Source organism: Opitutia bacterium ISCC 52, assembly GCA_014529675.2.
In the GTDB taxonomy this organism is placed as follows: domain Bacteria; phylum Verrucomicrobiota; class Verrucomicrobiia; order Opitutales; family UBA2995; genus UBA2995.
This window is the reverse complement of record CP076040.1, coordinates 4,268,011-4,282,581: the sequence shown is the minus strand read 5'-3', so window position 1 is coordinate 4,282,581 and position 14,571 is coordinate 4,268,011. Positions and strand designations below refer to the sequence as shown.

Here is a 14,571-nt window from a genome sequence, read left to right as displayed (position 1 = left end):
GTCAGGTATTATCAACAAAGACCATCGTTGAGCGCTACCACCTGCTTCTGCGGCAAGTATGGGTGCCTCTTGTTGCCAGTATTCGGACTTCAGGCTTTTTGCCTGTTACCGTAGCGCGACTGTCGCCGATTTTCACAGCGTTCCCTGGATTAACAAAAGTGTTTGATTCTAATTTAAAAGAACAGGGCTTGGTTTAAGGACTTTATTCAGAAGTTATGCAAGGGATTTGTCAGATCTTTCATTTCGAAAGTAACAAACTATAGAATCCGTTCATTCCGGCCTCAATTCTCGAGTAGCTCTAACTATTTAGAATTCCCAAAGGAGCTCTTTACCGCACCACAGGCAAACATCTGAGCACCAAAGTACGGATTGGTCACTGACTTGTCTTTCTGTAGCCAGGAGGCTCCGGTAAAGTCGAAAGCCATCGGGCAATAAACCAGATGAGCTTGGGTAGATTTGATCCCATCAGATTCTACCAGAGGAATCATTGCGTCCGATAATTTCTTAAACGCTATCCGCGCTTCCTTGATATCCGAGGATTTTAAAATTGCCTGGGTGGCCTTGCTGATATCCTTAGAGCAAGTGCTGTCTTTCTGCGCAGCATTTAGTGCCTTGGTGGAAGATATGGCTGCCTCAAAATCATCTGCGGCGAGTGCTTCCTGAGTGGCAAAGTAGTGGCCAATAATGTGGTCCGCACAGCTCGCATCTGAGTTCGCATGGTTAGCGGCGGTTAACATAGGTCCTGCCATGAGCAGGGTGGTTAAGAAGGCGATCAATCGAGTCTTCATTTTGTGAGTCTTAGCTTAAGTTTTAATTCTTCTATCATTGAATAAAGGACTGGCACGACAAAAATGGTTATTAGGGCTAGCAGCATCCCTCCAAAGGTTGGAATCGCCATAGGGACCATGATGTCGGATCCTCGGCCCGTTGACGTGAGCACGGGTAGTAATGCCAGAATGGTCGTAGCACTGGTCATAAGAGCCGGGCGAACCCGTCTTGTTCCCGCGTAAATGACCGCTTCCCGAATGGTGGCTACCGATGTAGGCTTTCTATCGCGAAAGGTCTGCCGGAGATAGGTGCAAATCAATACACCATCATCCGTGGCGATGCCGAAAAGTGCGAGGAAGCCTACCCAGACCGCCACGCTCAAGTTGATGGGATGAACTTGAAACAAATCCCGCAGGTTGGCGCCCAAGACCGTGATATCCAGAAACCAGGGTTGTCCATACAGCCAAATGAGGATGAATCCTCCCGACCATGCGAAGGCGATCCCCGTGAAAATAAGAAGCGAAGTTAGCACCCTTCGGAACTGCAGATAGAGAATTATAAAAATGAGTACCAGAGCCATGGGTATCACCAGCATGAGGCGCTTTGCCGCTCGCTGTTGATTCTCATAATTTCCCGCCGTTTTGAATGTGACGCTTTCCGGCAGCACGAGTGTCCCGGCAGCTTCCTTTTCTTTCAGGATGCTCTCTACGTCTTCGGCGACTTCCACTTCGGAATATCCCTGAGCCTTGTCAAAAATGACATAACCCATGAGAAAGGTGTCCTCGCTCTTAATGACCTGTGGCCCTCGAACATAGTTGATGTCAGCCAGTTGTTTTAGAGGGATCTGCAAGCCATCAGGACTCGCCACGAGGATGTTCCCGATCTCTTCAAAGTTATCACGCAACTCACGCATGTAGCGCACCCGGACTGGATAACGTTCCCGGCCTTCGACGGTCTGGGTGACATGCCTTCCACCCACCGCAACTTCGATCACGTCTTGGACTGATTGAATACTCATGCCGTATCGAGAGATCGACTCACGGTTGATATCTATTTCCATGTATGGCTTACCTACCACGCGGTCGGCGAATACCGTTGCTGAGTTGACAGACGGAATTTTCTTTAGCGCGGATTCAATTTGGAGCGCGGCTGTTTCCAGGCTTTCCAGATCCGGGCCGAACACCTTGATTCCCATGGGTGACCGCATTCCGCTTTGCAGCATGACAAGGCGTGCGGCAATGGGTTGGAGCTTGGGGGCAGATGTAGTTCCCGGCACTTGAGCGACACTTACAATTTCCTTCCAGATGTCATCGGCGGATCGGATATGATCTCGCCAATTACGAAATGGTTTACCGTTTCGATCTGGGATCAGGTCACCGACAGGATCTCTTACGAATTCATGACTCCCTTTATCAAATTTGTAGGTCAGGATATTACCATCTTCGTCGATTTCATACTCGGGCACATAATTGATAATCGTTTCGATCATCGAAACAGGTGCGGGGTCCAGGGGACTATCAACGCGTCCAAGTTTTCCCACTACCGTATCTACCTCATGTATTCCGCGGATGGCTTTATCCTGCTTTTGGATAACATCCAACACTTCGCCCACCGATGCATGCGGCATGGTGGTGGGCATCCATAGAAAGGAACCTTCATCGAGAGAAGGCATAAACTCTTCCTTGAGATCGATTGCAATCAGGAAGCCTGCAACTACCAGGAGTCCACTTGCGCTCAAAAAGATGGTTTTAACCTTCAGGATAAATCCGAGCAGCTGAGGATAGATTCTTATGAACAGTAAGAACGCGCCAAGCAGGAGCCCGATAGCTAGAATAACAAATAATAGATTTCCGATCGATCTTTCAGGACCTAGTGGACTCCAATCGCCAGCCAGGAGATTGGCAATCAGCAAGGCAACCAGGATGTTAAAGCCTAGCGTCACGCGGCCTTCTATTTGAGTGGGGAGCTTTCCTTTAAGAAGGTGAAATCCAGCAATACAGAGAATGAGGATCCTCGCCATCCAAGGCAGCCATCCGAGTACACTGATTTCAATCAAAGTCAGTAAGGCCACCAGGATCCATAGGAGACGTTTCATCTTCTCTCCGTTGTTCTTTCCCGCAATGAGCCATTGGGCGATCGGAGGTAAGATCGTGAGGGCAACCAGGATGGAGCCCAACAAGGCAAAGGTCTTGGTATAGGCGAGTGGCTTGAACAATTTACCTTCGGCGGCTTGCATGGTAAAAACCGGAAGGAAACTGATGACGGTGGTGAGAACAGCAGTTACAATTGCACCTCCTACCTCGGAGCAAGCGTTGAATACGAGCTGTTGGCTCGAAGGTTCAGCCTGTTCATAGGGAGCTGATTTTCTCTTCGCGGCTTCCTTGTGTTTGAGAATATTCTCAGTCAGGACCACTCCCATGTCGACGATGGTGCCGATCGCGATGGCAATACCAGATAGTGCTACCACGTTGGCATCCACACCGAACACACTCATGCCGATAAATGAGAATAGAACTGCCAGCGGCAATATGCTCGAGATGAGGGCTGCGCTTCTCAGATGCAGCACCATGAGCAGGACCACAATGATCGTGACCAGGATTTGTTGGGTGACTGCATTCTCCAAAGTGCCTAAGGTTTCTATGATCAAGCCCGAGCGATCGTAGAAGGGAACGATGGTGAGTTGGCTTTGGGTACCGTCTTCCAAGGTCTTTGAAGGAAGACCCGGAGATATCTCTTCAATCTTCTTCTTTACCGCTTGAATTGCAGCCATGGGGTTTTCGCCATAACGGGCGACGACGACCCCTCCGACCGTTTCAGCTCCTTCCTTGTCTAAAACGCCACGGCGAACGGCCGGACCAAATTCAATCTCAGCGACTTGGTCCAGTGTGATGGGTACATGGTTGTGATGGGCTACCACCGTTTGTCTTAGGTCTTCCAGGTTTTCGATAAAGCCCAAACCTCGGATGACATATTCCACGCTATTGATTTCAACAGTCCGTGCCCCGACATCGATGTTGCTCGCGCGCACCGCGTTGAACACTTGCTGAAGAGTAAGCTGGTAGGTCCTTAGGGCATCTGGATCCACGTCGATCTGGTATTCCTTTACATAACCGCCGACCGAAGAGACTTCAGCAATCCCCTCAACTCCCTGGAGCGCGAATCGCACATACCAATCTTGAACACTTCTTCGTTCATGGAGGTCCCACCCACTGGTAGGGTTTCCATCTTCATCCCTTCCTTCCAGCGTATACCAGAAGACTTGCCCCAGTGCCGTTGCATCGGGTCCCAGCCTTGGCGCGACTCCTTCTGGCAGCGTTCCTGAAGGAAGACTGTTCAGCTTTTCTAGTATGCGACTCCGTGTCCAATAGAACTCCGCCTCTTCCTCAAAGATAATGTAGATAGAAGAAAACCCAAACATGCTAAAACTTCTGACTGTCTTAACCTTGGGCAAACCGAGTAGGGCAGTGGTGAGTGGGTAGGTGATCTGGTCCTCAATGTCCTGAGGCGATCTTCCTTTCCAATCGGTGAACACGATTTGCTGATTCTCTCCGATATCCGGTATCGCATCTACGGGTACAGGATCTCTTTCCAGCCCGGCTACATCCCAATTAAAAGGTGCTACCATCAGGCCCCAAAAGATGAGGCCGACGGTCAAAAGGACGATTATCAACTTATTTTCGAGACAAGCTCGAATCAGCCAGTTGATGAGGGACGTGGGACGCGGGTCGGGGGACGAGGGGGTGGAATCGATAGCCGGAGGTTTCATTGTTGGCGTCCTCGCTTTCTTAGGCTGGTCATGGTTTTCGTGAGGATGGCAATGATGTGGTCGCATTGATCTGTCCGCTCGGTAACGAGGTCTTCGGGAAACCATCGCCTCATCCGTACATACCTGCCTTTGGTTTCACGAGCTGAGCCACGGGCGATAACCAGGAATCGGATATACTCTTTGGTTGTTTCTCTCCCGTGTCCCTCTTCAATATTAGCTGCAATCGAGTCCGCGCTCGTCAATTGCTGAGAGACCAATCGTTCGAGTGGCTTTTTCCTCGCGAGGTCCGAAAAATCATCAACGACCAAATCAAACAACTCCATAGCCAACTGATAGGCCTTAAACTTTTCCAACGACTCCGTACTCATCGGTTTTCCTCCCTCGCCCCGTGTCCATGCCCCGCATGATCAGTCAGGTTTCCCTTTACCTCACCGCACGTAAGCATTTGGGATCCAAAATACGGATTGAGGAGTTGGTCAGTGTCTTGGATCCAATCAGCTCCGGTTTGGCCATAGACCATAGGGCAGTGCATCAAGTATAAGTCTCCTTCAAATGCATGAGTATCGGATTTGACGGCTTGAATCATTGCAGCCGACAACTCGTCAAATTTAGGACGTCTAATCCCGTCCAAGTCTTCAGCTGCCAGCATGGAGTGTATTAATTCGGGCAGGCTTCCTGAATGCCCCGTAATCTCCATCATCGTGTTCAGGGCCGCCTTGGAATCCTCAAGATTGTCATCTGCCAGCGCTTTATGAAGTGCCAAGTAACCCGGCATGAGCTCTCGCGCCATTCCAGTTTGCAAAGCAATCCCTTGCCCCTCGTCACCCGTCTCTTGCCCCATATTTCCACTCATCATGCTTGGCTTGGCTTGAATTTGAAGGGCACTGTCTATTTTAAAGGCTCCCTGGCTTACCACGCGCTCACCTTCCTTGAGTCCACTTAGTATTACGAATTGGTCTCCGGCTCGAACACCAAGCTCGACCTCGCGACCTTCGTAACTAGGACCCTTTGCATCCAGGGTCTCTACGTATACAACCGCCCTCTTTCCGGTTTGCAGAATGGCGGAGCTCGGAACCAGCAGCGGCTCTCCTCGACCTGCTTTAGGACCCAGTCCCATTTCATCGGCAGGGACTAAATCCATGCCACACACATCACAATTGCCAGGGCCGTCCTTTACGATCTCCGGATGCATCGGGCTGACCCATTTGCCTGCCAGATTCGGGACCACGACTCCTCCGGATTCATTGAGCTGAGCTCGCAAGATTCCACGCACAAATTGGCCGGGTTTGAGTAATTGATCGGGATTCGGAATGGAGACGCGAATCTTCGCCGTGCGGGACATGGAATCGATTTCAGGATAAATGAGAGAAACCTTCCCTATGATTTTTTCCCCTGGATTGGCTTCGGCGTTGATGGTGATTTCCTGTCCATAGTGGATCCAAGGCAGGTCCGACTCATAGGCGTCGAAGGTGATCCAGACGTGGGTTAGATCAGCTATGGTGAAAAAGTTATCTCCCAGGTTTACATGGTCACCTTCCTGTATCGACTTTCCTACGACAGTTCCACCGATCGGGGCATCAATATCCAGGAACTCCTGTGCTTCCAGCTTCTGCTCGATTGCATTGATATGCTCCTCTGAGAATCCCCATTGCCGAAGCTGTTCGCGAGGGCCTTGAGTAGCATCCTGTCGACTGCTGAACTTCAACGCGGTGATCAGGTCGGTCTGAGCAGCGAGCAAATCTTTGCTGTAAACCGAGGCGAGGTGATCTCCTTCTTTCACCGAGATACCGGTCGCATTTACAAAGAGCTTTTCAATCCGCGCAGGAAAGCGAGCACTGATTGATTTTAGTCGCGTTTCGTCATAGGTCACCTTCCCGAATAGGCGTATCTCCTTTTGAGCGATGCCTTTTTTTACCTCCGTGGTTTGGATGGCTGCCAATGTTCGGGCTTGATCAGATAATTGCAGGGCACCATTCGCGGTCGAAGGGGGCATGTCGCTCAGGGGGATCAGATCCATCCCACAAATTGGGCAGGGGCCCGCTTCGGGCAGCTGAACCTGGGGGTGCATCGCACAGCTCCAGATTTCTCCTGCTGAGGGCTCTGCCTGCTCGTCGGAGCTTGTGCTCTTCGGCGTGGAAAATAGAAAGTAGCCCAGTACGAGACCGACAGCGAGTCCGGCTGGAATGGTATAAATAGAAGATAGTTTTAAAGATGATGTTTTCATTGATTCGGTGGTTAGTGGATTAACCAAGTGGAACAAATTGCAGATCGGCAGTTTGGGTACGGATCAGAGCCCCCTTATGGGCTCATTCAATGAATCGCAATCCAGCTGTAATTCCGTCGTTTGCGACGTGCTAATCGTAGCGATTCATCGAGCTCCGCAGCCTGCAAGAGCGATGATACTCAATCTCAAAGTCTTCGTACACAGTCCGTCTGTATTCCCACCCAACGTGGGACCGACTGTGTTGCCTCATAATTCCTTGGAGGTGCCTCGAGCGATGTCTGGAGGATATCCAAGCTTTGGGCCTCCTTAAAGAAATCACTTTGCACTAGCAGGCTTGCAAACGGAATTGAGATGTGGGCGTTGGCCGTAATGACTGAGTCTCTGGCCTGCTCGCAATTCATGGCATCCTGTTCCTGATTGGCACTACCCGGAGCTTGTGACTCGGAGGTGCAGCAGGAATGGTCGGCCTTCATTGGCATATCGACCTGATGACCTTCTCCAAAGGCAAAGCAGCAGCATAGCGGATTCAAGATCGCCATGATAATTAGAACTGCAGCTGCCTTTTTCATTTTCGCCTTCAATCTGGGCTAATAATCGTGAGGAATCAATCCCACAGTTCATTCTATGAACCTTCTTTACATTTAAAATTTGATGCTGTTTGCAGCTAGAAGGTTTATCCGGCAAGGCGGTTTCGAAAGAGTTGGGCTGGTAAGCCCGCTCTTTTGGAAGCAACACCGCTGGAGAGCATAATGGCGCAAACCCTTTGGGCTAAGGTCCTTTGGGCTTTGAGCAGCGTTATTCATCTCGCGACGGGCTTTTAGCCCTACGTTGAGATGGATCGCCTCGCTCAAAACCAAAATGCCTCTCAGCAGCGCGAATTATAAATGTAAAGAGGGTTCCGAAAACCAACGAATATTTTTACGAAAAACCAGTTGACGACCTGCAAGGCAGGGATTTTAGTCCGTCCTCTTATATTGGAAGGCCAGATAGCTCAGTTGGTAGAGCAGAGGACTGAAAATCCTTGTGTCCCCAGTTCAATTCTGGGTCTGGCCACCAATATGAATCAACGACTTACAGAATTTATAGCCTCTGACGCCAAGAGGCTTTTTTTGTCGATTGACACTAAATTGACACTAAAAAAACGAAAAACCTGATTTACAGGGGTAGGATAGGCTTTGGAGATTAGCTTGTTTCTTTGCATGGCTACAGTAGAAGCGCTTGCATTAGACCTCTCCACAGATTTCCCACGCAGCCCCAGAGCATTGCTCGGTGGCTATGTCGTCGCTGGTAGAACACTCGATAAATGTCGGGCTGCTATTGCGGGAACCAATGGAGAATATCATTTCGATTGTCCCTTGGATAACTTCTTTTTCGATTTTACCGGGATTACGGCGGACGCATTTAAAGCGTTTGTTGCTACGGGTGCAGACGATGAGGCGGTGGGTGCCTGGATTCAGGAGAATGCCAAGCAAGAGGATGAGACAGAGGTCATTCAGTGGAACAACGATATGCGGGGTAAACGCATTTCTGAAATGCCCATCGAGCTACAACAGTTTCTCGAAGGCTACATTCCTCAGTATATCCCTGCTGGGAAGATCGTATACGTCTGGTTTGACGTGTATGATCATGAAGAAGGCCGAACCTAAAGAGCGTCTACCTTTCCAGCCATTTCGAAATCATTAGAACTCAGACCTTTCGTCGTATGGGTCCACCAAGTTACGGTAACTTTGCCCCATTCGGTTAAGATCTCCGGATGATGATCTTCGGCTTCAGCAAGCGCTCCTACTTGATTAGTGAAAGCGAGTGCTTCCTCAAAGTTCTTAAAAGCATAGCTCTTTCGTAGTCGAAAGATTCCATCGACTTCGATGACTTCCCACCCATCCAGAGTCTGAAGGGCTGCTGCGATTTCTTCTATCTTGAGGGACCGGCGGCTCACCTTATTGGGTGAGCTTGATGTTTCGCCAGTAAACTTTCTGTCCGATCTTTTCTTTGTTGTTCCCAATGCCGTGTAATTGGAGAGCAATGTATCCCGTGGGGGTGTCCCCATCGTGCACATCCGCGGTTTGCACACCATTGAGCCAGATCTGAAAGTGATCGTCTTGGGCGATGATTCGGAAGTGGTTCCAATCGCCAGCCTTGAATGTGCCTGCTGGAGCTTTGTTCTCATCGGGTGTGTGAAGGAAGCCTCGAGCGCCCTCTTCATAAAGAGTCCCGGTCCAGCCACGGTCAGTTGGATCAATCTCTACCTGGTATCCCCAGAAGCGGCCTTTCTCCCAGACTCGTTCTCTAGTGTCTCGACTTCCGTCTTCCTTAAAGCGACCTCCCCAACGAATCGTAGTGGTCTCTTCCGCATAGGTGCTACTCCGAATTTGAATGCCTGAGTTGAGCAGTGGGTCGACTTTGAATTCTACCTCCAGTTCAAAATTGTCATACATCTTTTCGGTAGCTAAAAAGCTATTGGGCAGGTCAGGCGCCGCTTCGCCAACAATGGCATCGTTTTCCACGTAAAATTTACCTCCGCCAAAATTTTGCCATCCATCCAGGTTGGTGCCGTTGAATAGATCGACTGATGGTTGACTGGCCTCTTCAGAGGGCGAGCAGCCGACAAACCAGAGGCAGGATAGAGCGAGAATGGAGTAGAGATATCTCATAGATTTCTTAGTAATGATTAAAGCTTCAGCTTTGTGGCCGGTAACTTGCCTTGCCAGCAATGGTTGTGCGAAGGCTGAGTAGATGAGATCCGGAAGTAATATACAAGGTTTTCAGGTCTTCGCCGCCGAAGGTGCAATTGGTAATCGTGTCCTCGGGTGTTTCTACAAAGGCAAGTAGTTCGCCTTCTGGTGAGATGACATGAATACCCGGCCGTGTATCCAGTGTTTCGGAGCTTCCACGTTCATTATGAAGTCCTGCAGCGACGTAAAGGTTCCCGGCTTCATCCACGCACATTCCGTCACCACTTCGCCCCGGGTAAAAATCAATGATCTGGCTTCGTTTGGATAGGCTGCCATCTGCTGCGAGTTTGTATGAGACTATGCACCTTTTTTTGGATGCTTCACCGTGGGCTTCAATCAAGTGCAGAGTCTTCTCGTCTGGAGAAACAATGATTCCGTTGGGCATGTGCACATCGGGTTCGGCGAGGAGTTGGGTACCCCTTCCGTTGGGGTCGAGGCGGTAGACGGCCTTGAGGTTCTCCTTCTCCAAATCAGGATTGTTTCCCCGGGAGGTAAAATAGATGCGTCCATGTGAATCGTAGTCCAGGTCGTTGGGAGACTGGAGTTGTTTTCCTGCAAAGCTATCTGCCAAGACACTGATCTCACCTGTTCTCAAGTTGGTCCGTGTGACACGCCCGGATGCTCCCTCGCATGCAAGAAGATTTCCCTGAGGGTCGAATCGGAGGCCGTTTGCTGCGTTTGAGTTTTCGCGAAAAATCGAAAGGGCTTTCTTTTTGGGATCCCATTTCAAAATCTTGGAGACTCGAATATTGGTAAAGTAGACATTCCCCTCCCTATCAACTGCGGGTCCTTCCGTGAAGATGGCGCTGTCATCGATCCGTGTTTCGGTTTTCAATGTGCCCAAATAGTCGGACGAGTTTAGGTCTTTGTAGCGTTCCGATATTCCACTTACCTGAGCTTGTTTCCCGCAAGCGGGTAAGAACGCTGCCGCACTCGCAAGGCTCGATGATTTGAGAAAACTGCGACGACTTAGGCTGGGGTAGTTTTTCATAGGTCCAAGGAGTGTAGGCAAACTCCCTCATACAGGTCCAGCTTCTGCTTAGCTCTTCGTACAGGAAAAAGCCGACTGAGGGTCCAGCCGGCTTGAAAGTAGTTGGGATTGTAGATGGTTTCTAACTAAAATCGATGGTCACCATGTGTGTGCTTGGAGCCATGGATTCTTTAATATCTACCATGCGGTCATAGAGACTTTGCAGGTGCTTGCGTAGGTCGACTTTAACACTTGCGCTGGAAATAAATGGATCCTCGACAATGAATTCCTCAGGATTGGCCTCCTGGGCCAAGAGCTCCTGGATGGTAAGAAAGGTCTCATTAAACTCTTCGCGAGGTAAGGAAATTTCATTGGTGTCGGTGACTTTCATGAAACAAGGGCTTGAGGGTCTTATCATGTGGTTTCTCTTAGACGAGACAGATTGTGATTATATTTCAGTATTTCTGAGGGACTGGAAATATACGGATTTATTAAAGTAATCTTATGCTTGGGATGGGTATGCTTTAGAAGTGTTCCAAGTAATCCTTGGCTTGCAGTCTAAGTCCATTGCCGTTCACTGAGGCTTTTCTTATTTTAAAACTTTTTAACAACTGATGAGTAAAAAGGAACGAACAGCCATTAGCCCGACTCGCAACGAGGATTATCCTGAGTGGTATCAACAGGTAGTGCGAGCAGCCGAGCTTGCTGAGAACTCACCCGTCCGTGGATGTATGGTGATCCGGCCTTGGGGCTACACGCTCTGGGAAAACATGCAGCGAGTCTTAGACGAGATGTTTAAAGAGACAGGCCACAAAAATGCCTATTTCCCGCTTTTTATTCCTATCAGTTATTTAGAAAAGGAAGCAGCACATGTCGATGGGTTTGCCAAAGAGTGTGCTGTGGTCACCCATCACCGCCTGGAAGCAGGTGAGGACGGTAAGCTGATCCCCGCTGGTGAGCTCGATGAGCCCCTGATTGTTCGGCCGACTTCTGAAACAATTATTGGCGAAACCTTTTCCAAGTGGATTCAGTCCTACCGTGATCTGCCTCTGCTCATAAACCAATGGGCGAATGTGGTGCGATGGGAGATGCGAACCCGACTATTCCTCCGCACCACCGAGTTCCTTTGGCAGGAAGGTCATACCGCCCATGCCACTGAAGAAGAGGCGATCGAAGAAACGTTAAAGATGCTCGATGTCTACGCTGACTTTGCAGAAAACTGGATGGCCGTTCCAGTCATCAAGGGTGAAAAGACCGAAGGCGAGCGTTTCCCAGGTGCTGTTAACACCTACTGTATTGAGGCGTTGATGCAGGATCGGAAGGCCCTCCAGGCAGGGACGACTCACTTTCTAGGTCAGAATTTCTCCAAGGCTTCCAACATCGATTTTCTGGATGAAAAGGGCGAACGCTCGCTTGCCTGGACGACGTCCTGGGGAGTATCAACCCGCCTCATCGGAGGCTTGATTATGACCCATGCCGATGACGATGGCATGGTGCTTCCTCCGAAGATTGCGCCTACTCATTTGGTTATTCTTCCCATTTTTCGCAAAGACTCTGACAACGACGCTATTCTTGAATATTGTCGCGAGATCAAGGCCGAGCTTGAAAGCAAAGTTTACCATGGTCGTCGGATCTGGGTAGAAATCGATGATCGTGATCTACGTGGCGGGGAGAAAATGTGGTCTTGGATCAAGAAGGGAGTGCCAACCTGGATTGAAGTAGGGCCTCGAGATATGGAATCGGATTCGGTTTTCTTTGGTCGACGTGATCAAGGGCCTAAGGAGCGAAAAGGAATTGGGCGAGCTGAGTTCATTGATTCATTCACGGGAGCTTTGGATGATATTCAGGATAATCTATTGGCTCGAGCACGTGCATTCCGCGAAGAGAACACCGTGACGATTGATTCAAAAGATGAGTTCTATGACTTCTTTACGCCTGAGAATAAAAACCAACCGGAAATTCATGGCGGATTTGCATTGGCCCACTATTCGGGTGAGCATGAGCTGGAAGAGAAGATACAATCAGACCTAAAAGTTACGGTTCGGTGTATTCCACAGACGGATAATCCCGAGCCAGGGACTTGCATCTTTACCGGGAAGCCGAGCAAGCAGCTCGTCGTTTTCGCCAAATCCTACTAGGCGATCGTTGGCCGGAGGTGGTTAAAGGCGTGTTTCATATATTGCGTTCTATGCTTTAACGCTCCGATCGAACCACTTTGGAGTTCTATGTAGCACCTCAGGCCAACAATCGCCCAATGAACGATTGAGTTTTTGAATCCGTAGTTCCACCAATTTATTGCAGATTTCCTCACTTGCATTTGCAATGTTTTTGCTAAAACTCCTTATTTATGCAGGTTACACTCATACCATGTGCCAATTCAGAGGCCTATCTCGCAAAGCTAGCGGCGATCGGTTTGACTCCCTATGTGGAGGACTCGGACCATATCAATGATCTGCAGGCCGAGAATACCGAGCAGGTCTATTTTGTCTCCTTAGAGACAGCCCAAGGGGAAAATTGGGCAGATATTCGCATGCGATTGGCCGAAGGAAACCGCTATTACCTGGTTGTCGGTGGCGATCTTTCTACCGAGCAGGTCATTACCTTTATTCGCGATGGGGCTTTTGATGTGTTGGATCTGCGGGATACTGACAATCGTTGGCTATCTGCGGTCCATGAAGCTGTAAGCTCCCAAGATTTATGGTGGCAGCTTTACGGAGGCTATTCCTCCTCTACTAATGAGGACCTGCTTGGCCAATCGGCCGCATTGCAGAGTTTGAAGCAAAGTGCATCGATCATCGGTCCGACCAATGTATCGGTACTTGTGCTAGGAGAATCGGGAGCAGGTAAGGAGCGAGTTGCACAGGCGATTCACAATTCCTCCGGGAAAAATAGTTTTGTTGCGGTGAATTGTGCTGCCATCCCAAAGGATCTGATTGAGTCCGAGCTTTTCGGAGTAAAAAAAGGGGCTTACACCGGAGCCGTCTCTTCCAAAAAGGGACTGATTCAGGAAGCAGATGGGGGTACGCTCTTTCTCGATGAGATTGGGGAAATGGACATCATGCTTCAGCCGAAGCTATTGCGTTTCCTGGAAACGCGAAAAGCGCGAAGTTTGGGTAGTAATGAGGAATACTCTGTGGATCTCAGGGTGATCACGGCTACGAATCGCGATCTGGAACTCGAGATTCCAAAAGGAATCTTTCGGGCAGATCTGTACTACCGGATATCGGAAGTTATTTTGAATATACCACCTCTGAGGGCACGGGTTGAAGATATCCCCATTCTTGCTCAGTCCTTTCTCAAAATGAGCGTAGAACGTTTCGGGAAAAGCTTCGACAGCATTGAGCCTGAGTTAATCAACCGTTTTCAATCGTATGCTTGGCCAGGCAACGTGCGGGAGCTTAAGCAGGCCATCGATCGGCTGGTTATATTAAATAATGGACAAATACTGCGTTCAAGTTGGTGGGAAGCACCTCGTAGAAGTCACGAATCATTGGCCATGGAACGGGCCCATGCTGCTACTGTTTCTCAGCCAACTCCTCAAGTAGCCGGGTATACCGCTGATCCATTTCCGCTGACCACTCCAGCTGCTGCTCCACAACCGGCACCGGTCTATAATTTACCTGCGCGCGATGATATTTCAGGTTATCTTCAGGGAGCCCCCCCTAATAAGAAGGATCGTTACAAACATGCAAAATTGCTCCTCGAACAAAGCGACAATGACTACGCTTGGGTCGCATCGCGTATGGGTATTCATCTGACGACGCTTTACCGCTGGCGAAAGAACAATAAAGTCTAGATCGCGAGAAAAGAGAATGGGAGCAAGCGGAGTAGAGATTGCTGTTTTGGTGGGTCCTGTTCGAAGCTACTAAGAGTTTTGGGAAGTATGTTTGCTCCCATCCTCGCACCGACATGCAAAGTGTTCCTCCTTCTCGGCTCTGTCACGTACGGACGTGCGCTCCTTTGTCTATCTCTTCGTCAACTTCACATTTCGTCGCGTTTTCTCGCGTTCTAGATCAGGATGGAGCTTAGTTGGATCACCAGAGGAATCCTGGGAAATGGGGATTTTATGCTTGCTCGATAGGCGGTTCTAAAGACCGTCTTTGAGCCCACC

General features: G+C 49.5%; 12 protein-coding genes, 1 tRNA gene and 1 riboswitch. Of the genes, 4 read left to right on the top strand and 9 right to left on the bottom strand.

Annotated elements, in window-relative coordinates; all coding sequences use genetic code 11:
* Nucleotides 1-55: 55 nt before the first annotated feature.
* Nucleotides 56-173, bottom strand: a riboswitch (cobalamin riboswitch).
* Between the two features lie 129 nt (nt 174-302).
* From GA003_18455 to GA003_18435, 5 genes are all read right to left on the bottom strand, one after another.
* Nucleotides 303-788 carry a DUF3347 domain-containing protein gene (locus GA003_18455; GenBank protein ID QXD27964.1) on the bottom strand — a complete coding sequence of 162 codons (486 nt, stop codon included), beginning with the start codon at nt 786-788 and terminating at the stop codon, nt 303-305.
* Nucleotides 785-4,534 carry an efflux RND transporter permease subunit gene (locus tag GA003_18450; GenBank protein ID QXD27963.1) on the bottom strand — a complete coding sequence of 1,250 codons (3,750 nt, stop codon included), beginning with the start codon at nt 4,532-4,534 and terminating at the stop codon, nt 785-787. The genes GA003_18455 and GA003_18450 overlap by 4 nt, the downstream gene beginning before the upstream one ends.
* The gene (locus GA003_18445) at nt 4,531-4,902 is read right to left on the bottom strand and encodes a four helix bundle protein (protein QXD27962.1); all 372 of its coding nucleotides are present in this window, start codon (nt 4,900-4,902) and stop codon (nt 4,531-4,533) included. Before GA003_18445 ends, GA003_18450 begins: the two co-directional genes overlap by 4 nt.
* Nucleotides 4,899-6,758, bottom strand: a complete 1,860-nt coding sequence (locus GA003_18440) for an efflux RND transporter periplasmic adaptor subunit (protein QXD27961.1) — start codon at nt 6,756-6,758, stop codon at nt 4,899-4,901. The genes GA003_18445 and GA003_18440 overlap by 4 nt, the downstream gene beginning before the upstream one ends.
* Before the next feature lie 185 nt (nt 6,759-6,943).
* Nucleotides 6,944-7,327, bottom strand: coding sequence for a hypothetical protein (locus GA003_18435; protein QXD27960.1), 384 nt, complete (start codon nt 7,325-7,327; stop codon nt 6,944-6,946).
* Between the two features lie 411 nt (nt 7,328-7,738).
* Between GA003_18435 and GA003_18430 the strand changes: the two genes are divergently transcribed.
* Nucleotides 7,739-7,814: transfer RNA gene (locus GA003_18430), tRNA-Phe, on the top strand.
* A 143-nt stretch (nt 7,815-7,957) separates the two neighbouring features.
* Nucleotides 7,958-8,404 carry a DUF5069 domain-containing protein gene (locus tag GA003_18425; GenBank protein QXD27959.1) on the top strand — a complete coding sequence of 149 codons (447 nt, stop codon included), beginning with the start codon at nt 7,958-7,960 and terminating at the stop codon, nt 8,402-8,404.
* Here GA003_18425 and GA003_18420 read toward each other — a convergent pair.
* From GA003_18420 to GA003_18405, 4 genes are all read right to left on the bottom strand, one after another.
* Nucleotides 8,401-8,805: a 4a-hydroxytetrahydrobiopterin dehydratase gene (locus GA003_18420; GenBank protein ID QXD27958.1), complete on the bottom strand. Its 405-nt coding sequence runs from the start codon at nt 8,803-8,805 to the stop codon at nt 8,401-8,403. The two genes, GA003_18425 and GA003_18420, sit on opposite strands and share 4 nt — an antisense overlap.
* Nucleotides 8,696-9,409: a DUF1080 domain-containing protein gene (locus GA003_18415; protein ID QXD27957.1), complete on the bottom strand. Its 714-nt coding sequence runs from the start codon at nt 9,407-9,409 to the stop codon at nt 8,696-8,698. Before GA003_18415 ends, GA003_18420 begins: the two co-directional genes overlap by 110 nt.
* A gap of 25 nt (nt 9,410-9,434) precedes the next feature.
* Nucleotides 9,435-10,481 (bottom strand): SMP-30/gluconolactonase/LRE family protein, encoded by a 1,047-nt coding sequence (locus tag GA003_18410; protein ID QXD27956.1) that lies wholly within the window; start codon nt 10,479-10,481, stop codon nt 9,435-9,437.
* 121 nt (nt 10,482-10,602) lie between these two features.
* Nucleotides 10,603-10,851 carry a hypothetical protein gene (locus tag GA003_18405; GenBank protein QXD27955.1) on the bottom strand — a complete coding sequence of 83 codons (249 nt, stop codon included), beginning with the start codon at nt 10,849-10,851 and terminating at the stop codon, nt 10,603-10,605.
* A 223-nt stretch (nt 10,852-11,074) separates the two neighbouring features.
* Here GA003_18405 and proS point away from each other — a divergent pair, with 223 nt between their 5' ends.
* Both proS and GA003_18395 read left to right on the top strand, forming a co-directional pair.
* Nucleotides 11,075-12,598: a proline--tRNA ligase gene (gene proS / locus GA003_18400; protein QXD27954.1), complete on the top strand. Its 1,524-nt coding sequence runs from the start codon at nt 11,075-11,077 to the stop codon at nt 12,596-12,598.
* 209 nt (nt 12,599-12,807) lie between these two features.
* Complete coding sequence (locus GA003_18395; protein QXD27953.1) at nt 12,808-14,256, top strand: sigma-54 dependent transcriptional regulator; 1,449 nt, start codon at nt 12,808-12,810, stop codon at nt 14,254-14,256.
* Nucleotides 14,257-14,571: the final 315 nt, after the last annotated feature.

Excerpts from the sequence above, each read along its gene's own strand:
- GA003_18435 (QXD27960.1), bottom strand. The coding sequence starts at position 7,327 with ATGAAAAAGGCAGCTGCAGTTCTAATTATCATGGCGATCTTGAATCCG.
- GA003_18410 (QXD27956.1), bottom strand. The coding sequence starts at position 10,481 with ATGAAAAACTACCCCAGCCTAAGTCGTCGCAGTTTTCTCAAATCATCG.
- GA003_18450 (QXD27963.1), bottom strand. The coding sequence starts at position 4,534 with ATGAAACCTCCGGCTATCGATTCCACCCCCTCGTCCCCCGACCCGCGT.
- GA003_18415 (QXD27957.1), bottom strand. The coding sequence starts at position 9,409 with ATGAGATATCTCTACTCCATTCTCGCTCTATCCTGCCTCTGGTTTGTC.
- GA003_18445 (QXD27962.1), bottom strand. The coding sequence starts at position 4,902 with ATGAGTACGGAGTCGTTGGAAAAGTTTAAGGCCTATCAGTTGGCTATG.
- GA003_18455 (QXD27964.1), bottom strand. The coding sequence starts at position 788 with ATGAAGACTCGATTGATCGCCTTCTTAACCACCCTGCTCATGGCAGGA.
- GA003_18405 (QXD27955.1), bottom strand. The coding sequence starts at position 10,851 with ATGAAAGTCACCGACACCAATGAAATTTCCTTACCTCGCGAAGAGTTT.
- GA003_18395 (QXD27953.1), top strand. The coding sequence starts at position 12,808 with ATGCAGGTTACACTCATACCATGTGCCAATTCAGAGGCCTATCTCGCA.
- GA003_18440 (QXD27961.1), bottom strand. The coding sequence starts at position 6,758 with ATGAAAACATCATCTTTAAAACTATCTTCTATTTATACCATTCCAGCC.
- GA003_18425 (QXD27959.1), top strand. The coding sequence starts at position 7,958 with ATGGCTACAGTAGAAGCGCTTGCATTAGACCTCTCCACAGATTTCCCA.
- GA003_18420 (QXD27958.1), bottom strand. The coding sequence starts at position 8,805 with ATGGGGACACCCCCACGGGATACATTGCTCTCCAATTACACGGCATTG.
- proS (QXD27954.1), top strand. The coding sequence starts at position 11,075 with ATGAGTAAAAAGGAACGAACAGCCATTAGCCCGACTCGCAACGAGGAT.